20 protein-coding genes and 2 tRNA genes are annotated in these 24,019 nt (G+C 72.1%); 18 read left to right on the forward strand and 4 right to left on the reverse strand.

From position 1 onward, the window contains the following. Positions 1 to 113 precede the first annotated feature (113 nt). Entirely contained in the window at positions 114 to 2,246 is a 2,133-nt protein-coding gene (locus ACFYWG_RS13080) for a hypothetical protein (protein WP_389201195.1), read from the forward strand. A 247-nt stretch (positions 2,247 to 2,493) separates the two neighbouring features. Further along, entirely contained in the window at positions 2,494 to 3,651 is a 1,158-nt protein-coding gene (locus tag ACFYWG_RS13085; protein WP_389201803.1) for a glycosyltransferase family 2 protein, read from the forward strand. A 60-nt stretch (positions 3,652 to 3,711) separates the two neighbouring features. Here ACFYWG_RS13085 and ACFYWG_RS13090 read toward each other — a convergent pair whose 3' ends face one another. Continuing rightward, positions 3,712 to 5,799 carry a hypothetical protein gene (locus ACFYWG_RS13090; protein ID WP_383509913.1) on the reverse strand — a complete coding sequence of 696 codons (2,088 nt, stop codon included), beginning with the start codon at positions 5,797 to 5,799 and terminating at the stop codon, positions 3,712 to 3,714. Positions 5,800 to 6,123: 324 nt separating this feature from the next. Here ACFYWG_RS13090 and proB point away from each other — a divergent pair, with 324 nt between their 5' ends. From proB to ACFYWG_RS13115, 5 genes are all read left to right on the forward strand, one after another. Continuing rightward, positions 6,124 to 7,230, forward strand: a complete 1,107-nt coding sequence (gene proB / locus ACFYWG_RS13095) for a glutamate 5-kinase (RefSeq protein ID WP_376334935.1) — start codon at positions 6,124 to 6,126, stop codon at positions 7,228 to 7,230. A 135-nt stretch (positions 7,231 to 7,365) separates the two neighbouring features. Next, the gene (locus ACFYWG_RS13100) at positions 7,366 to 7,824 is read left to right on the forward strand and encodes a hypothetical protein (protein WP_376334937.1); all 459 of its coding nucleotides are present in this window, start codon (positions 7,366 to 7,368) and stop codon (positions 7,822 to 7,824) included. A 73-nt stretch (positions 7,825 to 7,897) separates the two neighbouring features. Further along, entirely contained in the window at positions 7,898 to 9,184 is a 1,287-nt protein-coding gene (locus ACFYWG_RS13105; protein WP_383509910.1) for a glutamate-5-semialdehyde dehydrogenase, read from the forward strand. Between the two features lie 166 nt (positions 9,185 to 9,350). Continuing rightward, the gene (locus ACFYWG_RS13110; protein WP_383509908.1) at positions 9,351 to 9,950 is read left to right on the forward strand and encodes a hypothetical protein; all 600 of its coding nucleotides are present in this window, start codon (positions 9,351 to 9,353) and stop codon (positions 9,948 to 9,950) included. Positions 9,951 to 10,039: 89 nt separating this feature from the next. Continuing rightward, positions 10,040 to 11,110: a hypothetical protein gene (locus ACFYWG_RS13115; protein WP_376323007.1), complete on the forward strand. Its 1,071-nt coding sequence runs from the start codon at positions 10,040 to 10,042 to the stop codon at positions 11,108 to 11,110. Positions 11,111 to 11,155: 45 nt separating this feature from the next. On the opposite strand, the gene ACFYWG_RS13120 is transcribed toward ACFYWG_RS13115, so the two are convergent. After that, positions 11,156 to 12,280, reverse strand: a complete 1,125-nt coding sequence (locus ACFYWG_RS13120) for a M48 family metalloprotease (RefSeq protein ID WP_383509925.1) — start codon at positions 12,278 to 12,280, stop codon at positions 11,156 to 11,158. Between the two features lie 123 nt (positions 12,281 to 12,403). Here ACFYWG_RS13120 and ACFYWG_RS13125 point away from each other — a divergent pair, with 123 nt between their 5' ends. From ACFYWG_RS13125 to ACFYWG_RS13170, 10 genes are all read left to right on the forward strand, one after another. Then, positions 12,404 to 12,565, forward strand: coding sequence for a hypothetical protein (locus tag ACFYWG_RS13125; RefSeq protein WP_376323009.1), 162 nt, complete (start codon positions 12,404 to 12,406; stop codon positions 12,563 to 12,565). A 212-nt stretch (positions 12,566 to 12,777) separates the two neighbouring features. After that, positions 12,778 to 12,942, forward strand: coding sequence for a hypothetical protein (locus ACFYWG_RS13130; RefSeq protein WP_003990192.1), 165 nt, complete (start codon positions 12,778 to 12,780; stop codon positions 12,940 to 12,942). Between the two features lie 85 nt (positions 12,943 to 13,027). Beyond that, complete coding sequence (gene nadD / locus ACFYWG_RS13135) at positions 13,028 to 13,771, forward strand: nicotinate-nucleotide adenylyltransferase (RefSeq protein WP_383509904.1); 744 nt, start codon at positions 13,028 to 13,030, stop codon at positions 13,769 to 13,771. 16 nt (positions 13,772 to 13,787) lie between these two features. Beyond that, on the forward strand, positions 13,788 to 15,482 hold the full coding sequence (locus ACFYWG_RS13140; protein WP_389201200.1) for a LytR C-terminal domain-containing protein: 1,695 nt from the start codon (positions 13,788 to 13,790) through the stop codon (positions 15,480 to 15,482). Between the two features lie 127 nt (positions 15,483 to 15,609). Next, positions 15,610 to 16,056 (forward strand): ribosome silencing factor, encoded by a 447-nt coding sequence (rsfS, locus tag ACFYWG_RS13145; protein WP_376323015.1) that lies wholly within the window; start codon positions 15,610 to 15,612, stop codon positions 16,054 to 16,056. Beyond that, a complete protein-coding gene (locus tag ACFYWG_RS13150) occupies positions 16,047 to 16,718 on the forward strand; it encodes a histidine phosphatase family protein (RefSeq protein WP_383509922.1) in 672 nt (223 codons plus the stop codon). Before rsfS ends, ACFYWG_RS13150 begins: the two co-directional genes overlap by 10 nt. 75 nt (positions 16,719 to 16,793) lie before the next feature. Further along, a tRNA-Ala gene (locus ACFYWG_RS13155) sits at positions 16,794 to 16,866 on the forward strand. A 200-nt stretch (positions 16,867 to 17,066) separates the two neighbouring features. Then, positions 17,067 to 17,240: a hypothetical protein gene (locus ACFYWG_RS13160; RefSeq protein WP_383509898.1), complete on the forward strand. Its 174-nt coding sequence runs from the start codon at positions 17,067 to 17,069 to the stop codon at positions 17,238 to 17,240. A gap of 3 nt (positions 17,241 to 17,243) precedes the next feature. Then, positions 17,244 to 17,477 carry a hypothetical protein gene (locus ACFYWG_RS13165; RefSeq protein ID WP_006136074.1) on the forward strand — a complete coding sequence of 78 codons (234 nt, stop codon included), beginning with the start codon at positions 17,244 to 17,246 and terminating at the stop codon, positions 17,475 to 17,477. A 118-nt stretch (positions 17,478 to 17,595) separates the two neighbouring features. Beyond that, positions 17,596 to 17,668, forward strand: a tRNA-Ala gene (locus ACFYWG_RS13170). A 108-nt stretch (positions 17,669 to 17,776) separates the two neighbouring features. On the opposite strand, the gene ACFYWG_RS13175 is transcribed toward ACFYWG_RS13170, so the two are convergent. Together ACFYWG_RS13175 and ACFYWG_RS13180 are read right to left on the reverse strand one after the other, a co-directional pair. Next, positions 17,777 to 19,384 carry an NADH-ubiquinone oxidoreductase-F iron-sulfur binding region domain-containing protein gene (locus tag ACFYWG_RS13175; RefSeq protein ID WP_376323017.1) on the reverse strand — a complete coding sequence of 536 codons (1,608 nt, stop codon included), beginning with the start codon at positions 19,382 to 19,384 and terminating at the stop codon, positions 17,777 to 17,779. Next, complete coding sequence (locus ACFYWG_RS13180; RefSeq protein WP_389201203.1) at positions 19,381 to 20,640, reverse strand: cytochrome b/b6 domain-containing protein; 1,260 nt, start codon at positions 20,638 to 20,640, stop codon at positions 19,381 to 19,383. The genes ACFYWG_RS13175 and ACFYWG_RS13180 overlap by 4 nt, the downstream gene beginning before the upstream one ends. A 469-nt stretch (positions 20,641 to 21,109) precedes the next feature. Here ACFYWG_RS13180 and leuS point away from each other — a divergent pair, with 469 nt between their 5' ends. Continuing rightward, positions 21,110 to 23,980 (forward strand): leucine--tRNA ligase, encoded by a 2,871-nt coding sequence (gene leuS / locus ACFYWG_RS13185; RefSeq protein ID WP_389201205.1) that lies wholly within the window; start codon positions 21,110 to 21,112, stop codon positions 23,978 to 23,980. The last annotated feature ends 39 nt before the right edge of the window (positions 23,981 to 24,019 follow it).

A 24,019-nucleotide genomic window follows, 5' to 3' on the forward strand; every position in this document is an offset into this window, starting at 1 on the left:
TTAGGGCAACACGCGTGTTCGCGGGGGCCCGCATCCGTACCCCTGGGCAGATTCACAGACCAGCCGCATCCGTGAGCAAGACCGGCACATCCCTCACAAGAGCAGGTTCCTCCGTGATATCCACAGCCATTCGCGTAGCCAGGGTGGGCAGCGCGGCCGAGCTGGCCGCGGCGATCCTCATGGTGGCGGGCTTCCCCGTCCTCATGCTGGCCGCGCTCGTGCCGAGCGTCCCCGCCTTCGCGGCAGCGGCCGCCGTGACGTACCTGGCGGACCACTATCTGCACCACAAGGGCAGTTACCTGATCAACCGGCTCGGCAAGGTCCGGGCCGGCCTGCCGATCCGTTTCCTGATCCGGGAGCTGCTGCTCGTCCTGCTGCTGGCCCGGCTGTCCCTCGCGGACAACCTGATCTACTACGGGGCCATCGCCTGCTTCATCGCCTTCTACGGCCTGCAGGCACCGCACGGCGCGCTGGTCCAGCTGATCCGCAACCGCCGCCGCATGCCGGTCGTCACCCGCAACGTCGACCTCAGCTCGCGCATCCGCATCCCCGACGCCCCGCCGTACGTGCTGCTGCACCGCTCCGCCGAGAAGATGCTGCACCTCGACCTGGCGGCGGTCGTCGGCATACTGATCGCCGCCCAGGTGAAGTCGTCCCTGATCGGCTTCGTCGGCATCGGTCTCACCCTGACCCTCGCCACCCTGTACGTCCTCGCGCTCGCGCCGTACGTGTGGGGCCGGCGGATCCCGCCGAACGCCGAGCGCGTGCTGGCCGCCGTCGACGAATGGCTGGCGGAGTACAAGCCGGAGACCGTCCTGTACTTCTCCGGGTCCAAGGACTCCGCGTACCAGGTCAACATGTGGCTGGACACCATGGAGAAGCTGGACTCCAGGCCGCTGATCATCCTGCGTGAGCGCGTCATCCTCGCCAACCTCGCGCCCACCACGGTCCCCGTCGTCTGCGTGCCCGGCGGGGTCCACCTGATGAACCTGGACCTGTCCACCGTGCGCGTCGCGCTGTACGCGGCCAACGTCGGCAAGAACATCCACCTGCTGCGCGTGCCCACCATGAAGCACGTCTTCATCGGCCACGGCGACAGCGACAAGCTCGCCAGCGTCAACCCGTACAGCAAGGTCTACGACGAGGTCTGGACGGCCGGCCGCGCGGGCCGCGACCGCTACGCCCTCGCCGACGTCGGCGTCCGCGACGAGGACATCGTCGAGGTCGGCCGCCCCCAGCTCGCCCCGATCCGGACCTGGCAGGGCGTGCCCGACGGCCGCATGCCGACCGTGCTGTACGCCCCCACCTGGGAGGGCTGGGACGGCAACCCGGGCAACACCTCGATCGTGCTGGCCGGCGAGAACATCGTGCGGGAACTGGTCGCGGCCGACCCGCCCGTGCGCGTCCTGTACAAGCCGCACCCCTTCACCGGCACCGTCAGCCAGGAGGCCGCGGCCGCGCACGGGCGGATCACCGCCCTGGTGGAGAAGGCCGCCGCCGAGCGCGCAGCCGACCCCCGCTTCGTCCCGGACCCCGCCGCCCAGGCGCGGGCCGCGGCCGAACTGCAGCGCGTCGAGGCCCGCCTCGCCCAGCTGTCGGGTGCCGGATCCGACCGGGGCGACGAGGCCGAGGCCAGCCGGGACGGGCTGCTCGACACCGCCACGCACGAGGAGGTTGCGCGGCTGCGCGCCGAGTGGAACGACGCCTACTGGCGTTCCTTCCCCACCTGGGAGCACCGCGTCATCACCGGCGCCGAGCCGCCCCTGTACGACTGCTTCAACGTCTCCGACGCGATGGTCTCCGACATCTCCAGCGTGGTCTCCGACTTCATCGCCAGCGGCAAGCCCTACGCGGTCACCGACTCCGCCGGGGTGGGCGCCGAGGAATTCAAGCGGAACAACACGGCGGTGCGTGCCGCGGTGATCCTCACCAACAGCGCCGCCGGACTGGGCGAGTTGCTGAGCGCCGTCCGCGACCCGGCCGCCGACCCGCTGGCCGAGGACCGCAGGGAACTCAAGCAGTACCTGCTGGGCCCGGACGAGCCGACCTCCCTGGAGCAGTTCAACGCGGCCGTCGCGGACCTGGCGCTGAAGGCCGAGACGCGCAACGTCGGCCTGCGGTCACGGGACGCGGCCGCCCTCGACCAGGCGGAGGCCGAGACGGCGGCCGAGGCCGAGCTGACCGACGCCGTGTCCGGGCAGCGGGTGCCCGCCGCCGGTGACACCGGCGGAGCCGCCCCGGCCTGACCGGCTGCCGCGCCGAGGAGTCCGGCCCCGAGGGAGTCGTCCCGGGGCCGGACTCTTCGACGTTTCCGGCCCTGCGCGACGTACAGGGAGGTGGTCCAGGAACACCTGGCCGAGAGGCAACCGCTTGTTCCCGGCATCCGTCTGTCAGGTAGTGAATGAGGCGGTACGGGGGGAACATCCCATTGACCGGGGAGGGAACGTGGCCGCGCGACCTGAGGTCAGCGTGATCATCGGTGCGTACGAGGCGATGCCGTACCTGATCGAGTGCCTTTCCTCGGTCGAGGCGCAGACCATCGATCCGGCGCGCGTCGAGGTCATCGCGGTGGACGACGGTTCGACGGACGGCACCGGGGAGTACCTGGAGGAGTTCGCCGAGCGGGCTCCCATGCCCGTCCTGGTGATCCGTCAGGAGAACTCCGGCGGCCCGAGCGGCCCGCGCAACGTCGGCCTGGGCAAGGCCACCGGACGCTACGTCTTCTTCCTGGACGCCGACGACCGGCTGGGCCCCGAGGCGCTGGAGCGGATGACCGCCATGGCCGACCGGGCCGGCACGGACGTGGTGCTCGGGAAGGTGGAGGGCGTCAACCGCTCGGCACCGAAGTCCATGTGGGGTGCGACGGTGGAGCGGACGGACGTCTTCTCCTCCCGGATCAAGTTCACGCTCAGCGCGCAGAAGCTGTTCCGCCGGGAGCTCCTGGAGCGGCACGGCATGCGCTTCGACGAGTCGCTGTTCACCGGCGAGGACGCGCTGTTCACCATGGAGGCGTACCTGCGGGCGGACGGCGTCTCGATCGTGGCCGACCACACCTGCTACTACCTGGTGGGCCGCGACGACGGCAAGCACGTGACCCGGAGCGGCGGTCACGCCCTGCGCTTCGACTCCGCGCGGGCCCTGATGCACCTCATCGCGCAGCACGTCCCCGCGGGCGGCCGGCGCGACCAGCTGATGGTCCGGCCGTTCCTGGTGACGCTGCTGCCGCAGTTCGGGCCCACGTACCTCACGGACGGCGAGGAGGTGCGGCGGCACAAGTTCGAGCTGGCCGCGCCGCTGATGGAGGCGTACTGGACCGAGGGCGTCGCCCGGCGCCTGAAGGTGCACGAGCGGCTGCGGCTGCACCTGGTCGCCGAGCAGCGGCCCGATCTGCTGCCTGCCGTGGTGGAGTTCGTCAAGGCCGGGAAGCAGGCCCCCGCCGTCCTGGAGCGGAGGGGCCGCCGCGTCTACCTGGCCTACCCGCACTTCCGCGACCGCGCCGCGGCCGTCCCCGACGCGGTCTACCTCGCCGAGTCCCGCGAGGCGCGGGCTGTCCCGGGCCACCGGGAGGGCGGCGTCGGCCTGTTCGTGCGCCGGGCCGCGCGCAAGGCGCGCAGCGTGTGGCGGGCCCGCGGGCCCCGGGCGGCGGCGTGAACAGCGCGGCGGGGGCCGCCGGCAACGCCGGCGACCCCCGCGGTGGCTGTGCGCCGCCGGTCAGCGCGGTGCGGTGGTGGACACGGCCGTCTCCGTGCGCTGGCCCGGCAGTTCCGCCGCCAGACGCTCCGTGGTCAGCCGCTCCGCCACCCGGGCCCGGTGCTCCCGGGCCTCCTCGCACAGCGCCTGCACGGCCGCGTTGAAGCGCTCCTGGGACGAAGGCTCGGCAGGACCCAGCAGCCGCAGCTTCAACGCGGCGCGGGCCTCGGCCAGTTCGTCGTTCTCCGGGTGCCGGACCGACTCCAGCAGCGCGGGCACGCCCGCCGCGTCCGGCGTCAGCACGGTCGCCGCCGCCACCGTCGGGAACGCGGCACGGAAGGCGTCCTCGGGCAGCCCGCTGGTGTTGGCCACCGCGTACGGCTTCTCGCTCGCCAGGAAGTCGCTGATCACGCTCGACACATCACTGATGAGCAGGTCGGCCGCGTTGAAGCAGGAGTACAGCGCGGGCCGGGCGTCCGTGATGATCTGGTGCTCACCGGCCGGCAGCGAGGCCCAGTACGCCGCCTCCCACGCGGCCGTCGCCCGGCGCACCGCCGCGGCACGGCCCGGCTCGGGCGCCGACTGCACGAGCATCCGCTCCGCCACGTCGGACCCGGACCGGAACACGGAGGTGGTGAGCCGCTCCAGCTCCGCCGTCAGCCGCGCCAGTTCACCGGCGCCCTGCGGCTGGGCCTGCTGCCGCTGCCGGTTCGCCGCGCGGATCAGCTCGCGGATGCGCTGGTCGGCCGCGCCCGCACGCGGGTCCACGGAGCCCGTCAGCGGATGCGGCTTGTACAGCAGCCGCACGCCCGGGTCGGCCAGCAGCGCCCGCACCAGGTTCTCCCCGGCCGCGACCACGGAGGTGTTGCCGGGGTTGCCGTCCCAGCCCTCCCAGGTCGGGGCGTACAGGACGGTCGTGTACGCGCCCTGCGGCGGGCCCGCGTGAGGCAGGACGCCGTCCAGCTGCGGGCGGCCCGTCTCGACCACGTCCTTGTCCTCGACACCCACCTCGGCCAGGGCGTACCGCTCGCGCGCCGCCGGCCCGGCCACCCACACCTCGTCGTACGCCTTCGCGTACGGGTTGCACGAGGACAGCTTGTCGCTCTCACCGTGGTTGACGAAGGTGTGCCGTATCGTCGGGATGCGCAGCACCTGGGAGGTCTTGCCCGAGTTCGACGGGTGGATGAGCACCTGGAGCGTGGAGTGCTCCAGCCGCATCAGCGTGGACACCTTCGGCAGGCACACGATCGGGATGTCCGTCGCCGCGATCTTCTGCACCATGAACCGCTCGCGCAGCACGATGATCGGCTTGCCCTCGATGTGCGCGAGGGGCTCCAGCCACATGTTGGCCTGGTAGGCCGAGGAGACCCCGCCGGAGAAGTACAGACCGGCCGTCGGCTTGTACTCCGCCAGCCACTGGTCGAACCACGCCAGCACCTCCTCCTCGCCGGCCGGCCGGCGGCTCGGCAGCAGGCGCACCAGCATCGCGCAGAGGCCGCCCAGGCACAGGACCACCGAGAGGGCGATGCCCACCGCGGCGTACACCGGGTCGTCGCCCGGCGCGGCGGCCAGCAGGCCGGCCGTCGCCGGCAGACCGAACACCAGCAGCCGCTGGCCGGGGCGGCGCAGCACCGCGGCCGGGGCCGGGGACAGCCGCAGCGCGGAGGCGTCTATGTTCCGGGTCACCACCGGCAGGGTGCGGCTGCGCCGCACCAGGACCGAGACCGCCTGCACCGCGAAGTGCAGCACGTAGAACAGCAGCAGCCCCGCCACGAGCGGGGCGTAGACCGTCTCCCGGTCCTGCTCGCCGAGCCGCAGCAGGCCCACGACGAGCAGCAGGTCCCGCAGGACGTGCCGTACGGTGATGTCCGCGTGCGACTTGGCGAACAGCGACTGCACCCCGCGCTGCCACTTGTACAGCACCCCCTCCACGGCCAGGGAGAGGGCGGTCGAGGCGAGGAGCAGCGGCACGTTGGGCAGCAGAGCAGCGACCGCCTGAGCGGCGAAGGCTGCGGCCAGGGCGACGGCCGCCAGCCCCTTGTACAGGGCAGGCGGACGAGGGAGAGATAGGGGCACTGCGGTCACTCCAGATGCGTCGGTTCGGCGCATGTCGGCCGTCCGGGTTAACGCGCGGCAGTCTCCCGACGACACGTGCGTGACGTCGGAGTGTAGGGACGATCGTTGTCCTGCCGTGCCCAGGGACCGTAGCGGAAGATTGCGCGGCTGTCGTCATCGGGGTATGGAGATCGTGGTCACGTCAGGTGGGACGCGCCGTCCGGAGCGTGGACCGGCAAGGCGTGACGCCGCGTCGTCCCGTAGATTCCGTGGTGGAAAACCGGAGGACTTTCCTGGTGGGACACCGGAAGAATCCCCCGGCGAGGGACCGGAGCGGCGCGAGGGGACGGCGGGGACGTGGCAGGGGCAAGGCAGGCCGTGGGCGAGGCCCGCAGGATCGTCGTCAAGGTCGGATCCTCCTCGCTGACCACCGCCTCGGGCGGCCTCGACGCGGACCGCGTGGACGCGCTGGTCGACGTCCTCGCCAAGGTCCGCAGCGGGGGGGAGAAGGAGATCGTCCTGGTCTCCTCCGGCGCCATCGCCGCCGGACTGGCCCCCCTGGGCCTGCGCCGCCGCCCCAAGGACCTGGCCCGCCAGCAGGCCGCCGCCAGCGTCGGCCAGGGCCTGCTGGTCGCCCGCTACACCGCCTCCTTCGCCCGCTACGGCGTGCGCGTCGGCCAGGTGCTGCTGACCAGCGACGACATGAGCCGCCGCGCCCATCACCGCAACGCCTCGCGCACCCTGGACAAGCTGCTCGCGATGGGCGCCTTCCCGATCGTCAACGAGAACGACACCGTCGCCACGGACGAGATCCGCTTCGGCGACAACGACCGCCTGGCCGCGCTCGTCGCCCACCTCGTCCACGCCGACCTGCTGGTCCTGCTGTCCGACGTGGACGGCGTCTACGACGGCGACCCGGCCAGGCCGGGCACCTCCCGCATCGCCGAGGTCCGCGACCCCGCCGACCTCGCCCACGTCGAGATCGGCAGCGCGGGCCGGGCCGGTGTCGGTACCGGCGGCATGGTCACCAAGGTCGAGGCCGCCCGCATCGCGGCCGCCGCCGGGGTGCCCGTCGTGCTGACCAGCGCCGTGCACGCCGCCGACGCCCTGGCCGGGCAGGACACCGGCACCTTCTTCCACCCCACCGGCAAGCGCTCCGCCGACCGGCTGCTGTGGCTCCAGCACGCCTCCACCCCGCAGGGCGCCCTCACCCTGGACGACGGTGCCGTGCAGGCCGTCGTGGACCGCCGCAAGTCGCTGCTGCCCGCGGGCATCGCCTCCGTCGAGGGCGACTTCAGCGCCGGCGACCCGGTCGAGCTGCGCGACCGGGCGGGGCACGCCGTGGCCCGGGGGCTGGTCAACTTCGACGCCAGGGAGATCCCGCGGCTCATCGGCCGCTCCACCCGGGAGCTGGCCCGGGACCTGGGCCCCGCGTACGAACGCGAGGTCGTACACAGGGACGACCTGGTGGTCCTGCACCCGTAATGTTCCGAAACATCCGCCCCCGGTGGTGGACGTTCCGCAAAACGGCCCCACGAACCCTTGCGGCCTGCTCAACTTTGTCTCGGGGGAACTGTCCCGCAGCATCGCCGCTGAGCGAAGGAGGCCGTCGTGAGACGAGTGCGCCCTGGGGCCACCGTGTCCCGTGGTGGTCCCGGCTCCCGCGCGGCCGGTGAGGAGCGCGCCCTGACCAGCGTGGCGGCCGGAGACCGGTTCGACGGGGAGCAGCCCGCGGACACCGCGCGCCTGTGGCACGTCACCCTCAGCGTCTCCGGCAGGCAGGCCCCGCTGCCGGAGGTCCGGCGCGCCCTGGAGCAGCTCGCCCACGACCACCCCTTCCTGCTCACCAGCCGCTACGCCGTCGACCACGCGGAGATCCGCTACTGGGAGGAGGCCCGCGACCTGCACGACGCGGCCGCGGTGGCCCTGCGCCTGTGGGGCGAGCACAGGCAGACCGCCGGGCTGCCGCCCTGGGAGATCGTGGGCCTGGAGGTCATCGACCGGGCCACCTACCACCAGCGCGTCGCCGAGGGGTACGGCCCGCCGCCCGCCTCGCCCGTCGGCATCCACCCGTTCTGACGGCTGTCCGGGAGGCGTCTCGGGCTGTGGAACACGCGATGAACCGGCGCGTCCGGCGCACTACCCTTCCCTCATGACCACGCTCTCTCCGTACGACTCCATGTCCCCGGTCACCGAGGCCGCCTACCGCGCCAAGGCCGCCGCCGCGTCCCTCGCGCCGCTGCCGCGGGCCGACAAGGACGACGCGCTGCTGGCCATCGCGGACGCGCTGGAGGTCCGCACGAGCGAGATCGTGGAGGCCAACGCCGAGGACGTCGCCCGGGCCCGTGAGGCCGGTCTCGCCGAAGGCATGATCGACCGGCTCACCCTGAACCCCGAGCGGGTCCGCTCGATCGCCTCCGACGTGCGCGACGTGGCGGCCCTGCCCGACCCGGTCGGCGAGGTCGTCCGCGGCTCCACGCTGCCCAACGGCATCGACCTGCGCCAGGTCCGCGTGCCCCTCGGCGTCGTCGGCATCATCTACGAAGGCCGGCCCAACGTCACCGTCGACGCCGCGGCCCTGTGCCTGAAGTCCGGCAACGCCGTCCTGCTGCGCGGCTCCTCCTCGGCCTACCGGTCGAACACCGCCCTCGTGCGCGTCCTGCGCGACGCCGTGGGCGGGGCCGGCCTGCCCGCCGACGCCGTCCAGCTCGTGCCCGGCGAGAGCCGGGACAGCGTGCGCGAGCTGATGCGCGCCCGCGGCCTGGTCGACGTACTCATCCCGCGCGGCGGCGCCTCCCTGATCAACACGGTCGTGCAGGAGTCCGTCGTCCCCGTCATCGAGACCGGCACCGGCAACTGCCACGTCTACGTCGACGCCCAGGCCGACCTGGACATGGCCGTCGAGATCCTGGTCAACTCCAAGGCCCAGCGGGTCGGCGTCTGCAACGCCGCCGAGACCCTGCTGGTCCACCAGGACATCGCCGCCGCGTTCCTGCCCCGCGCCCTGGACGCCCTGGCGGAGGCCGGGGTCACCGTGCACGCCGACGAGCGCGTGCGGGCCTACGCCGCGGACTCCAAGGCCACCGTGGTCGAGGCGACCACCGAGGACTGGGAGACGGAGTACCTCTCGTACGACATCGCCGCGGCCGTCGTGGACTCCCTGGACAAGGCCGTGGAGCACATCCGGCTGTGGACCTCCGGCCACACCGAGGCCATCGTGACGACCTCCCAGCAGGCCGCCCGCCGCTTCACCCAGCTGGTCGACTCCACCACCGTCGCGGTGAACGCCTCGACCCGCTTCACCGACGGCGGCCAGTTCGGCTTCGGCGCCGAGATCGGCATCTCCACGCAGAAGCTGCACGCCCGCGGCCCGATGGGCCTGCCGGAGCTGACCAGCACCAAGTACATCGTGACCGGCGACGGCCACGTACGGCGCTGACCCGAACGGCGCAACGGGGGTGTGCGGGTCCCCGCACACCCCGCCGGGGACGGGCCCCGGCGGCGTACGCGCGTGCCGCGGGCGCGGACCCGCCGGACGCGCGCCGCCCGGCGCCCCGCGAGAGCCGTCCCCGAAGGCGGATGAATTTCCATACCGTCTGCCCAAAATGACCCCCCAGGTCTACTCTGGATCCGTGCCGGAGGACGTGGGGGGCACGCCGTTCGCGGACGGCCGGGAGCCCGACGACGACCACGACCGCGGGGTGTCGGACGAAGAGTTCGCCTCCGTGGTCTTCGACGAGGCCTTCGTACGCGCGGCCGTGGTGCACGAGCCGACCGCCGTCGAACGCCTCCTGGCCGCGGCCCAGGCCAGAGCCGAGGCCTCCGAGGCGGAGGCCCGCCGCGCCCACGCCAGAGGCGAGCGCCACGACGAGGGGTTCGGCGCCGACGCACGGGGCGCGTACGGCCGTGATCCCGACCTCGACGACTTCGACGACCCGGACATCCTGGACGACCACCACCGCTACCCCGGGTCCTACGCGCGACAGGTCCGCTGGCACCGCCCGGTCGCCTGGGTGCTGGCCCTCGTGATGGGCGTCGGCATGGTCGCCCTGGCCTTCACGGCGGTCTACCGCGGGGCCTCCGACCGCGAGGAACCGCTGCCCCCGCCCACCTCGACCGGGCCGGAGCAGGGCAGCGGGGCCGCCCCCTCCGCGTCCGCCGACCACTCCCGGCCCGCCATGTCGGTGATCCCGCGCACCCCCTGACCGGAACCCGCCGGCCCTGGTGAGAACCTGTCAGAACTTGTGGAGCAACCCGGCGTTTACCCGGGCCCCGGGGAACCTACAGTGAAGATATGGGCGGGCCTGGCAACCCACCTGAGGGGACTCCCGAGGGCGTTCCCGGAGGTGGCGAGGACGAGTACCGATCCGTCGTCTTCGACGAATCGTTCGTCCGCGCTGCCCGCCTCCAGGAGTTCTCCGCCCAGGAGCGCATCGCCGACCACGCGCCCGCCGTACGCCGCCGCACGCCCGTGCGCCGGGGCCTGTCCCGGCAGGCCCTGGTCCTGGTCCTGCTGATCGCCGTCGCCTTCGGCACCGCGATCTACATGGGCGTCCGCAACCCCTACCAGACCCCGGCCGCCCGCGGGCCCGGCGAACCCCTGCGGATGACCGTCATCCCGCTCGCCCCGGAGGGCGAGGTGCCCGGGACGGCCGACCCGGCGTCCCTGTACGCCCACAGCCCCGCCGCGCAGTTCAAGTCCGGCGCGGAGGGCGTGCCGCTGCCGGCGTCACGGCGCACCGCGCACTTCTCCGACAGCCAGGTCGTCACGGCCCTGACCACGGCCAAGGACTACATCGTCCGCTCCGCCCTCGACCCGGAGGTGCTCACCGGGCGCGAGGTGCGTTCCGTGCGTGTCCTGCTCGACCCCGACCAGCTGGAGCAGTTCGACCAGAGCTTCGCCCGCCCGACCGCCGACGGACGCCACGCGCCCACCGGCTGGCTGGTCCGCTTCGACCCCTCCCGTGCCGAGCTGGCCGAGCGCGAGGTCCGGGTGCAGGGCACCCTGCAGGCCGCCGAGGCCGACTCCTCCACGCTGGAGGTCACCGCGGACCACACCTTCGTCTACGCCCTGCGGCCGGCGGGGGCCGCCGCGAAGGACGAGGTGTCCCTGTTCACCCTGCGGCGCGAGCTGCAGTTCCGCTTCGACCGCGAGGACCTGCGCCTGCACCAGGCCCGGCTCGTCGTCTCCTACGTCCAGGCCGGCCCGCTGTCCTGCGCCGAGGACTCCACGAACCACCTCCGGCCCCTGCTGGCCGGCCAGACGGCCAAGGAGGGCGGCCCCGCGGGCACCGACCCCTACGCGACGGGCAGCGCCACCGCCCTGTGCGGCTCCCTGGCGAGGAGCGCGCAGCCGAAGGTCTGAGGACGGTCCCGGCCCCACCGGGCCGGGACGGCTGCCGCCGCCCGGCTACCTGCCGCCGCCCGGCGGACGGTCGTCCCCGGGAGTGTCCGACGAACCCGGCGTGTCCGTGTCCCCGGGGCGCTGCTGCGCCGATCCGGTGAATCCGCCGAAGCCGCGGCGCACCCGGTCGCCCAGGTCGCCGGCGCCGCCCGCGATGTCCGTGACCAGCTTCATCAGCGGGTCCTTGGAGTTCTTCACGGTGCTGCCGTAGTGGTTCGCCGACTCGCGCCAGGAGTCGCGGACCGAGGTGTCCTTGTCGTCCTCACGGCGCGCGTAGTGGCCGTCCATGAGCCGCTGGTAGTCCCGCGACGCGGCCCACTTCTTCAGCTCGGCCGCCCGCACGGTGGTGAAGGGGTGGGAGCGGGGCAGCACGTTCAGGATCTTCAGCACCGAGTCGCGCAGGTCGCCGCCCGCCTCGTACTCCTCGGCCTGGGCGAGGAAGGCGTCCACGTTCATCTCGTGCAGGTGGTTGCCGCCCGCGATCTTCATCAGGCCGCGCATGGACGCCTGCAGGTCCTGCCCGACCAGCAGCCCCGCCCGGTCCGCCGACAGCTCCGACTTGCGGAACCACTCCCGCAGCCCCGTCACGATCGCCATGATCGCGAGGTTGCCCAGCGGGATCCAGGCCACGCGGACCGCGAGGCTGGTCAGGAACAGCAGGATCGTCCGGTAGACGGAGTGGCCGGACAGCGCGTGGCCGACCTCGTGGCCGACGACCGCCCGCATCTCCTCCTCGTCCAGCAGCTCGACCAGGCCCGTCGTGACGACGATGATCGGCTCGTCCAGGCCGATGCACATCGCGTTGGGCTGCGGGTCCTGCGTCACGTACATCGGCGGGACCTTCTCCAGGTCCAGGATGTAGCAGGCGTCCCTCAGCATCACGTTCAGGTGCGAGAACTGCTGGTCCGAGACGCGCACCGAGTCGGACAGGAACAGCAGCCGCAGACTGCGCTCGGGCAGCAGGCCGCTGAGCGCCTTGAACACCGTGTCGAAACCGCTCAGCTTGCGCAGCGCCACCAGGGCGGAGCGGTCGGCCGGATGCTCGTAGGCGCGCGAGGAGATCCCGGGGAAGCGCCTGCGCTGCCTGCTCGGCACCCGCTCGTGCCCGTGGTGCTCGTGGCCGTCGGACATGTCTTCCCCCATGCGTCTGTATGACCTTTGCGGCCCCTTGTGCGGCCCTTTGCCCTTGCTGGGCGGAGCCCAGACTAGGCGGAGTTACGGTGGTCGGGCAGTACAGCGAAGGAGACCACCGCCATGGAGCACCACCTCGCGGCCGCCTGGCTCACGCAGGCCGCGAACACCGCCGACGGCCGAGGAGGACCGGGGATCCTCCGGATCGTGCTCCTGGTGATGCTCGTGGGCTCCGCGCTGACCGCGTGGTTCCTGCTGCGTGGCTACAGACACAAGGACGACTGACGGATCGGGAAGGTTCCCCACCGGGCCCCGGCCCCGGGGGACCGGGCCGGTGCCCGTCCGGTGGGCGTCGGGGGCGGCCCGGCGGCCGTGCCGCGGGGGGCCGCGCGGGTCCGCGGCACGAACAGGCGGAGTCGGGGTGATCGCGGCGGGGGCGCCCGCTTACGATGAGCCGACGTCTTTATCCCGCCCACACGCGATAGGTCCTGCCGAAGATGAGCTTCCACAGCACCGCTGCCCAGTTGGTCACCCTCGCCGCCGAGGGCGAGGAGCACGGCGGAAACCACGAGAGCCTCAGCCCCTACCTCACCGGTGGCGGCGCCCTCTTCATCCTGCTGCTCCTGCTGTGGATCACCACCCGCTTCAACCGCGACCGCTGAGCCCGGCCGGGCGCCCCCCGCGGGGCGCCCCGGGGACCACGGGGGCGGCCGGAGCCCTCGGGCGGGGCCGGTAGGGTCTGCACGCATGGGAGAGCAGGACATGCCTACCGGTCCGGCGAACGACACGCCGCACGACGACCGACCGGACACCGTGAGCGGCACCGAGCGGCACCCGGAGCCCCGCCGTGCCGCCGCGGCGTCGCGCCAGATCGACGGACCCGGCAAGAGCCCGTCGGAGACCGGCAAGCGCCGCCTGGGCGTCATGGGCGGCACCTTCGACCCGATCCACCACGGCCACCTGGTGGCCGCCAGCGAGGTCGCCGCCGCGTTCCACCTCGACGAGGTGGTCTTCGTGCCCACCGGGCAGCCCTGGCAGAAGAGCCACCGCAGCGTCTCACCGGCCGAGGACCGCTACCTGATGACGGTCATCGCGACGGCCGAGAACCCCCAGTTCTCCGTCAGCCGCATCGACATCGACCGGGGCGGGCCCACCTACACCGTGGACACCCTGCGCGACCTGCGCGCCCTCAACCCCGACACGGACCTGTTCTTCATCACCGGCGCCGACGCGCTCGCCCAGATCCTCACCTGGCGGGACTCGGCGGAGCTGTTCTCCCTCTCGCACTTCATCGGGGTCACCCGCCCGGGCCACCAGCTGGACGACCCCGGACTCCCCGAGGGGGGCGTCTCCCTCGTCGAGGTCCCGGCGCTGGCCATCTCCTCCACCGACTGCCGCGCGAGAGTCGCCAAGGGCGACCCCATCTGGTACCTGGTGCCCGACGGAGTCGTGCGCTATATCGACAAGCGCGAGCTGTACCGCGGCGAGTGAGCCGAGAGGGGCACCGGTGAACGACCGATACGACGCGGGGGCCGCCGACCACGGCGCCGGCCAGTACGAGCTCGTCGGCTACGACGAGTACGGCCGGCCCGTCTACCGGCACGTCCAGACGCAGCAGCACACCTACGACCCGTACGCCCAGCAGCACCAGCAGGGCTACGGCTACGACCCCTACGCCGCCGGCGGGCAGCAGCCCCCGGCCGCGTACGGCCAGGGCGCGGACCGGACGTACCCGCAAGGCCACGGCTACGACCCGTACGGCTCCACCGCGCAGCACGACCCGTACGGCGGGCCGTTCCACGCGGGGCAGCCCCACGGCGGGCAGACCGCCCAGCAGACCTCGCAGCAGCCCTTCCCGCAGACCGCCCACATCCCGCAGCAGGCCGGCCCGGCCGGGCGCGAGGACCCCGGCGAGCCGGAACGGGACTACCACACCGAGCAGTTCGCCTTCGTCGAGGAACCGGACGACAACTCCGAAGACGTCATCGACTGGCTGAAGTTCACCGAGAACCGCACCGAGCGCCGCGAGGAGGCCCGGCGGCGGGCCCGCAGCCGGATCGTCGCCCTGAGCGTCGTCCTCGCGCTCGTCGCGGCCGGCGGCGTGGGCTGGCTCTGGTACGCGGGCAAGCTGCCCGGACTGTCCTCCGGCGGCACGGGCACGGGCACGGGCACCACGGCCGCAGGCGCCCAGAAGCGCGACGTGATCGTCGTCCACCTGCACGACACCAAGGGCGGCGGCACCTCCACGGCCCTCCTCGTGGACAACACCACCACGCAGAAGGGCACGACCGTCCTGGTGCCCAACTCGCTGGCCCTGACGGGCGACGACGGCACCACGACGACATTGGCCGAGTCGGTGGACGACGACGGCTCCGACGGCACCCGCGAGGCGCTGGACACGGTGCTCGGCACCGACATCGAGGGCACCTGGCGCCTGGACACCCCCTACCTGCAGAACCTGGTCGACCTCGTCGGCAACATCGAGGTCGACACCGACACCGACGTCCCCGACCCGGCAGCGAAGAAGAAGGGCCAGGCCCCCCTGGTCAACGAGGGCCGGGACCAGACCCTCAGCGGCAAGACGGCCGTCGCCTACGCCACCTACCGGGCGCCGGGCGAGGCCGACACCGCGCAGCTGAAGCGGTTCGGCCAGGTCATGCAGGGCGTGCTGCGCAAACTGTCCTCCGACCCGGGGGCCGCGACCACGACCATCCAGACCCTGGCGCAGATCCTCGACCCGTCCCTGACCGACAAGGACCTCGGCACCTTCCTCGCCGGGCTGTCCGACCTCGCCAAGGGCGGCGACCACCGGACCGACCTGCTGCCCGTCCAGAGCGACGGGACGCTCGCCGCCGGGGCCGGCGCGAAGATCGTCCGGGACGTCCTCGGCGGCACCGCCAAGAGCCCGGACAAGGACGCCGCCACGAGCGTCTCCGTGCGGAACGCCACCGGGGTGAAGGACAACTCCGAGAAGGCCCGCGTCGTCCTGCTCAACGGCGGCTTCACCTTCCTGGAAGGCGGCACGGCGACCGCCCGGGCCACCTCCCGGGTCCTGTGGGCGGACGCCGCCGCCAAGGAGCACGCCACCGAGGTCGCCAAGACCCTGGGCCTGCCCGCGAGCTCCGTCGCCAAGGGCGAGACCCCCGCCGGCGCCGACGTCGTCGTGATCCTCGGCCAGGACTTCGAGCCGTCGTCCGGCTAGCGCGAGCAGCGGCGAAGGCCGGACCGTCACAGCGGGCCCCCCACGCGAACCGTCCTTATCGCGTGGGGGGCCCGCTGCCGTCCGTGAGACCCTTGAGGACAAGTGTCCGCCGACGGAAAGCCAAGCAGTGACCGTGACCGACCGCTCCCAGGAGCTCATCAACACCGCCGCCCAGGCGGCCGCAGACAAGCTGGCCCACGACATCGTCGCCTACGACGTCAGCGACGTGCTGTCCATCACGGACGCCTTCCTGCTGGCCTCCGCGCCCAACGACCGCCAGGTCAAGGCCATCGTCGACGAGGTCGAGGAGCGGCTGTCCAAGGAACTCGGCGCCAAGCCGGTGCGCCGCGAGGGCGACCGGGAGGCCCGCTGGGTCCTTCTCGACTACGTCGACATCGTCGTGCACGTCCAGCACAGCGAGGAGCGCGTCTTCTACGCCCTGGAGCGGCTCTGGAAGGACTGCCCCGAGCTGGAGCTCCCCGAGGACGCCCGGGCCACCCGCGGCAAGGCCGAGGAGCACGCCAAGCTCCAGGCGGCCGAGGAGGCGGCGGAGCTGGACGGTGACTGGCGGTGAGCGCCTTCAGTGAGGCCGCCAGGCCGGGCCGCGGCCGCCGCATCATCCTGTGGCGGCACGGCCAGACCTCCTGGAACGTGGAGCGCCGCTTCCAGGGCACCACGGACGTCGAGCTCACCGAGACCGGTGTCGCCCAGGCCCGTCGCGCGGCCCGTCTGCTGGCCTCGCTGAAGCCGGACGCGATCATCGCCTCCGACCTGAGGCGGGCGGCGGCCACGGCCGCCGAGCTCGCCGTGCTCACCGGCCTGGACGTCGCCCACGACGAGGGGCTGCGCGAGACCTACGCGGGCGTCTGGCAGGGCCTGACGCACGAGGAGATCATCAGCCGGCACGGCGAGGAGTACGCCGCGTGGAAGCGCGGCGAGCCCGTGCGCCGCGGTGGCGGCGAACTGGAGACCGAGGTGGCCGAGCGGGCCGCCCCGGTGGTGCTCCGGCACGTCGAGAAGCTCCCCGAGGACGGCACGCTCGTCGTGGTCAGCCACGGCGGCACCATCCGCACCACCATCGGCCGTCTGCTGGGGCTGGACGCCCACAACTGGGAGAGCCTGGGCGGCCTGTCCAACTGCTGCTGGTCGGTGCTCGGCGAAGGCGCCCGCGGCTGGCGGCTGCTGGAGCACAACGCCGGCACCCTGCCGGAGCCGGTGCTCGGAGACGACGACTGACCCCGGATTTCACTTTCCGGCAGGTCGCAGGCTAAAGTTCTTCTTGTTCGCCCCGCCAGCGGGGAGAGAACACCAGGGGCTATAGCTCAGTTGGTAGAGCGCCTGCATGGCATGCAGGAGGTCAGGAGTTCAATTCTCCTTAGCTCCACATCAAGATCCCGTTCCCGTCAGGGGGCGGGATTTTTCATGCGCGCGGTTGAGTCGTCCGGGCCGTTCGGGGCGTATATCTCTACGGCCCCGCCGGGTGCCGTGTCCGGACTGGTACTGAGGCGTCGCTGACCGTATTGGTCCGGCCGTGGCAGAATCAAACGGCCGGAAGGGGGCGCGACCCGACGGGAGGGAGTAGCGATGCCTGCGAGCATCCTCGAGGAGGCCGATCACCTCCTCGGCTCAGCGGTGCCACCGGTGATGTCCACCCGCCTCAGCTGCCCTTCCTGCGGTTCCGCGCATGTGGCCCAGATGCTCGGCGACAACGGCGGTATCTCCTACGTGTGCACGGCCTGCGGCCACAGCTGGAGCTGATCGATGGGTGCACACAGGCGGAAGTGCGACTGGTGCGGCAGCGGTACGCCGATCGTCCGCGACATGGAGCCGATCAACCCCGACTACCAGTACTGGTGCGAGGAGTGCGCGCGGGCGCTGATCATAAAAGGCGACCCGATCGAGACGTACCGCGAGCTGGAGGGCGAGCCGATCTACGGCCGGCTCCTGGAGGAGCACTGCACGCTCAAGCGGTTCTACTCGTTCGTGACGGCCTGAGGCGCAGCCGGTCGACAAAGCGGTCATATCGGGCACGAGGAAACCGATTTGGTGTTGGGCCCGCAGGACCAGTAATGTTGGCGTCGCCGCCGGGGAAACCCGGAGGGCGACACCGCAAGGGGCTATAGCTCAGTTGGTAGAGCGCCTGCATGGCATGCAGGAGGTCAGGAGTTCAATTCTCCTTAGCTCCACAGCAGATGAGAAGGCGGGCCATCCAAGAGGATGGCCCGCCTTCTTCGTCGTCGTGCGTACGACGGAGGCGGGCTCCCCCGGAGGGGAGTCCGCCCCCGAGGTGGGGGTCAGCGGCCCAGGGCGCGGCGGCCGCGGCCCTGGGAGAGGACCGGAAGGTTGCGGGAGGGGGCCTGGCCGCGGGTGTCCTCCTCGATGCGCAGGGCCAGCGCCGGGCAGCGGCGCACCGCGCGTAGAGCCTTGGCCTCGGCGTACCGCGGCACCTGCGCCTGCGCCACCGTCGGGAAGCCGTCGGCGCCCAGCTGGAACACCTCGGGCAGGATGTCCGCGCACAGGCCGTGGCCCCGGCACAGCGTCCAGTCCACGAAGATCTTCTGGCGGCTGGGGCCCTGCTCCTCGGACTCCCCGCCCGGGAGGCCCGTCGGGGCCCTGCCCCCCTCGAAGAGCGGCAGGACACCTTCCACGCGCCGTCCGCAGCCGTTGCCGAGGACGTGGGCGGCCAGGTCGTCCGTGAACGCCTTGATGGTCGACTCCAGGAACATCGCGGAGCCGTCGGGGTGCGAGCACGCCCCGCGCCGCTTCACGTTCTTGGCGACCTGCTTGAGGGCCTCCAGGGCCGCCGGCCCGCCGCCGTTGAGGATGTCCTCCAGGCCGCGCGCCGCGGCCGGCAGGCCGAGGTAGCAGGGGCCGCACTGGCCCGCGCTCTCCTCGGCCAGCCACTGGGCGACCCGCAGCGACTCGCCCAGGGGGCAGGTGTCCTGACTGATCGGCAGGATCGCCCCGGCGCCGAGGGAACCGCCCACCGCGTCCAGGGAGTTGCGGGAGACGATCGCCTCGTTGACCGTCGCCGCGTCGATCCACTTGCCGTGGTAGCCGCCGGTGAGCACCCCCTGGGGGACCGGCGGCGCGCCGGCCAGCTGCAGGACGTAGCGCAGCGGCACGCCCGTGGGGACCTCGATCACCATGGGCCGCGCGACCGCCCCGGACACCGTCAGCATGACGGTGCCCGGCTCGTCGTACAGGCCCGTGTTGCCGTAGCGCTCCGGGCCGATCCGGGCGGCGATGGCCAGCTGGGCGAAGGTCTCGGCGTTGGACAGCAGGGTGGGGGCGCCGCCGACGCCGTTCTGCGAGGCGCTGACCTTGCGGCCGGGCGGGACGGCGGGGCCCCCGTCGATCGAGCGGATCAGCGACGCCGCGGCGCCGGTGACCATGCGGACCGGGTTGCGCTGCACGCGGGCGCGCAGGGCCGACCTGCGGCCGTTGCTGAGGCCGCGTTCGGCCAGCGCGGCCTCCATGGAGCGCTGCGTCGACTCCCGGGTGACCCCCACCACGAGCGTGCGGGCACCCAGGGCCTCGGCGCACAGCAGCGCCCCGTCCAGGATGAGGTGCGGGGCACGGTTGATCAGCACCGTGTCCTTGCGGCAGGCCGGTTCGTCCTCGCTGCCGTTGACGACGACGACCGGCCGGACGCCGCGCTTGATCGCCGCCTCGGCGACCGAGCGCAGCTTCTTGTGGAAGGGGAAGCCCGCGCCGCCGCGGCCCTTCAGGTTGATGCGTTCGGCGAGTTGCGCGAGCTGCTCACCGCCCATCGGCTCGAGCGGCCCGTGCACCTTGAGGTGCATGGGCAGATCGAGCCGATCGACAAGGTCGAAGCCCGACGTGAGCTGGGGAAGTCCGACCACGCGGACTTCGGGAACGTCGGGCAGGGCCTCGTTCACTTAAAGCCTCCGGAAGGCGTGTTCCAAGGTTCGCCCGATCCCGGTGCGTCGAAGTCGTAGGACGCACCGGGCAGTGTTTCAGTGGCGGGACCGCTGTTGTACGTGTCGTCGGGGTAGTACGTGCCGCGCCCGGCATTCGTCTCACCCGTGTCGTACACATCACTCGATCCGTAGCCGTCGGCGCCGGGATTGCCATAGGCCGGGATGCTTTGTCCGGTGTCCTGCAGCGGGTCGTAGGGCGGAATGTTGAAGCCCGTGTCCTGGAGCGGGTCGTAGGCCGACGGCGGGGCCTCGCCGACCGGGGGCGGGGACGGGATCGGCCAGTTGCCCGAGGTGCTGGACGGGCCGTCCACGGTCGGGACGACCTGGGTGGGCTGCAGGTCCAGCGGCAGTTCCATGCTGGTGGTGGGTCCCGGGGCGTAGGCCTGGCGGCCCAGGGGAGGGGTCGACACCGCGCGGTAGGCCGCGGCGAAGCCGCCCGTGGTCTCCTGCGGCGAGGGGCGTTCGGCCTGCTCGTAGCGCGGTGCGGAGTCCTCTCGCCCGGCGCCGGCCTTGCGGCCCTCGTAGCCGGGCAGGGTCGCGCCGCCGGTCGCCCGGGCCCGGCTCTCCTCCAGGCCCCTGCGCCCCTGCCCCTCTCCCGGGCCGATCAGAGCGGCGATCCGGTCGGCGACCTTGCGCTTCACCGGGCGCGGGGCGGCCCGCAGGGCGAGGGCGGCGGTGACGCCGGCCAGGGACAGGCAGTACAGGACGACGAAGATCGGCTTGGCCGCGCGACCCGCGTAGAGGCCGTGCACGAGGGCGGCGCACCAGGCCGGGTAGGCCAGCATGTGCATCGCGCGCCAGCGGGCCGCGACGGGCGCCGGGGAGGCGAAGCGGTTGCGCAGCACGCCGGTGACGCCCACGAAGATCATGAGCAGCCCCGCCAGGGTGCCCAGGCCGATCAGGAACGCCCGGCCGGTGACCAGCTCCTCGTCGGTCAGCAGCAGCCCGAAGGGGATCACGGCGGCGATCCACGAGGTGTGGGCGAGTGCCAGCTTCACCCCGATGTGCACCAGCAGGAAGACGATCGAGGCGACCGCCGTGGTCCGGTGCACGGCCTGCGCCAGGATGCGCCGGCGCGCGTCGAGCAGGATCCGGTCCTGGGCGACCAGGCCCCAGATCACCGAGCACGACAGGCACACGAGGGACAGCACGCCGGCGCCGAAGTTCAGGAACTCGGCGAACGAGTCGTCCGCCGTGGAGTCGTAGGGGTTCACGACCGGCCTCCCCACGTCCCGGCGGCCGGGTGTGGCGAGCTGATACTGCGAAGAGGGTTCATGGGGGCAACTCCGAGCGGTTCGGGAAAGCAGCGGTCCCGCTGCCGCACTCTAAGCGGAGCCATACCGATCGGTAGCAGGTTTGAGTTATTGCGTTGTTATCAAAGGACATTGTGGTTGTTGTGATGCCCCATAGCGACTGTTACGCGAAGTAACTATTGACCTTGGTTCAGCGTCCGAGTGCCGAGCGGCCCGTCGACAAGCGCGTCGCGGCGCGCTGAGGGCCTGCGGTACCCTAACGCCATGCGTGCCGTACGCCTTCTGCTTAGCGGGCCGCGCTGATCAGTCCCGGCCACCGGACGAAGTGAGTGGCCGGCATCGGCGCGGCGTCCCCTCCTGTGCGAGGGGATTTTTCGTTTCTCGAACCAGACAGCCGCAGGCAGAGACGATCGATGGAGCTTTGAGGATCATGAGCGAGACGAACCCCGCCGCCGCCGAGGTGGCGGCGCCGCACCGCTACACGGCCGCCATGGCTGCCGACATCGAGGCGCGCTGGCAGGACTTCTGGGACGCCGACGGCACCTACGCGGCGCCCAACCCCAAGGGCGACCTGGCCGGCGACCCGGAGACCGTCGCCCGCCCCAAGAAGTTCATCATGGACATGTTCCCGTACCCCTCGGGTGCCGGCCTGCACGTCGGCCACCCGCTGGGCTACATCGCCACGGACGTGTTCGCGCGCTTCCAGCGGATGACCGGCCACAACGTCCTGCACACCCTGGGCTTCGACGCCTTCGGCCTGCCCGCCGAGCAGTACGCGGTGCAGACCGGCACGCACCCGCGCGTGTCCACCGAGGCCAACATGGAGAACATGAAGGCCCAGCTGCGCCGGCTGGGCCTGGGCCACGACAAGCGCCGCTCGTTCGCGACGATCGACCCGGACTACTACAAGTGGACCCAGTGGATCTTCCTGCAGATCTTCAACTCCTGGTACGACCAGGAGGCCGGCCGGGCCCGTCCGATCGCCGAGCTGGTCGCCGAGTTCGAGTCCGGTGAGCGGCCCGTGCCGGGGCATACGCGCGCGTGGAGCGAGCTGAGCGCCGCCGAGAGGGCCGATGTCCTGGGCGAGTTCCGGCTGGCCTACGCCTCCGACGCGCCGGTCAACTGGTGCCCCGGGCTGGGCACCGTGCTGGCCAACGAGGAGGTCACCGCCGAGGGCCGCTCCGAGCGCGGCAACTTCCCGGTCTTCAAGGCCAAGCTGCGCCAGTGGAACATGCGCATCACGGCCTACGCCGACCGGCTGCTGGAGGACCTGGACGCGCTGGACTGGCCGGAGGCCATCAAGCTGCAGCAGCGCAACTGGATCGGCCGCAGCGAGGGCGCCCGCGTCGACTTCCCCATCGACGGCGAGCGCATCACGGTCTTCACCACCCGCCCGGACACCCTGTTCGGCGCCACCTACATGGTGCTGGCGCCCGAGCACCCGCTGGTCGAGAAGTTCACCCCGGCCGCCTGGCCGGAGGGCACCCGCGAGGTGTGGACCGGTGGCCACGCGACCCCGGCCGAGGCCGTCGCCGCCTACCGCGCCCAGGCCGCGGCCAAGTCCGACGTGGAGCGCCAGGCCGAGGCCAAGGACAAGACCGGCGTCTTCATCGGCGCCTACGCGACCAACCCGGTCAACGGCGAGCAGGTCCCGGTCTTCATCGCCGACTACGTGCTGATGGGCTACGGCACCGGCGCCATCATGGCCGTGCCCGCGGGCGACCAGCGCGACTTCGAGTTCGCGCGCGCCTTCGAGCTGCCGGTCCACTGCATCGTCGAGCCCACCGACGGCCGCGGCACCGACACCGCCACGTGGGAGAACGCCTTCTCCTCCTACGACGCCAGGATCATCAACTCGTCCAACGACCAGGTCAGCCTGGACGGCCTGGGCGTCGCCGAGGCCAAGGCGCGCATCACCGAGTGGCTGGAGCGCACCGGCGTCGGCGAGGGCACCGTCAACTTCCGGCTGCGCGATTGGCTGTTCAGCCGCCAGCGCTACTGGGGCGAGCCCTTCCCGATCGTCTACGACGAGGACGGCATCGCCCACGCGCTGCCCGAGTCGATGCTGCCGCTGGAACTGCCCGAGGTCGAGGACTACAGCCCCCGCACCTTCGACCCGGACGACGCCGACACCCAGCCCGAGACGCCGCTGTCGCGCAACGAGGACTGGGTCAACGTCACCCTGGACCTGGGCGACGGACCGAAGAAGTACCGGCGCGAGACCAACACCATGCCCAACTGGGCCGGTTCCTGCTGGTACGAGCTGCGCTACCTGGACCCGCACAACAGCGAGCGCCTGGTCGACCCCGAGATCGAGCAGTACTGGATGGGCCCGCGCGAGGGCATGCCGCACGGCGGTGTCGACCTGTACGTCGGCGGCGCCGAGCACGCCGTGCTGCACCTGCTGTACGCCCGCTTCTGGTCCAAGGTGCTGTACGACCTGGGGCACGTCTCCTCCGCGGAGCCGTTCCACAAGCTGTTCAACCAGGGCATGATCCAGGCCTACGTCTACCGCGACAGCCGCGGCATCGCCGTGCCGGCCGCCGAGGTCGAGGAGCGCGACGGCGCCTACTGGTACCAGGGCGAGAAGGTCTCCCGGCTGCTGGGCAAGATGGGCAAGTCCCTGAAGAACGCGGTCACTCCGGACGAGATCTGCGCCGAGTACGGCGCCGACACCCTGCGCCTGTACGAGATGGCGATGGGACCCCTGGACGTCTCCCGGCCGTGGGACACGCGCGCGGTGGTCGGCCAGTTCCGGCTGCTGCAGCGGCTGTGGCGCAACGTCGTCGACGAGGCGACCGGGGAGGTCACCGTCGTCGACGCCGAGCCGGACGAGGACACGCTACGCGCCCTGCACAAGGCGATCGACGGGGTGCGCGGGGACCTGGAGGGCATGCGGTTCAACACCGCCATCGCCAAGGTCACCGAGCTGAACAACCACCTGACCAAGGTGGGCGGGCCCGTGCCGCGCTCCGTGGCCGAGCCGCTGGTGCTGATGGTCGCGCCGCTGGCCCCGCACATCGCCGAGGAGCTGTGGCGCAAGCTGGGCCACACCGACTCGGTGGTCCACCAGGACTTCCCGGTGGCCGACCCGGCGTACGTCGTCGACGAGACCGTGACCTGCGTGGTGCAGATCAAGGGCAAGGTCAAGGCGCGGCTGGAGGTGCCGCCGTCGATCTCCGACGACGAGCTGGAGAAGGTCGCGCTGGCCGACGAGAAGGTCGTCGCCGCGCTGGGCGGGGCCGGCATCCGCAAGGTGATCGTGCGCGCGCCGAAGCTGGTGAACATCGTCCCGGCGTGAGCGCCGGGGCCGTGGGGCCGTGAGATCGCGGGGCCGTGA

Source organism: Streptomyces sp. NPDC003456 (genome assembly GCF_042878735.1).
Classification (GTDB): domain Bacteria; phylum Actinomycetota; class Actinomycetes; order Streptomycetales; family Streptomycetaceae; genus Streptomyces.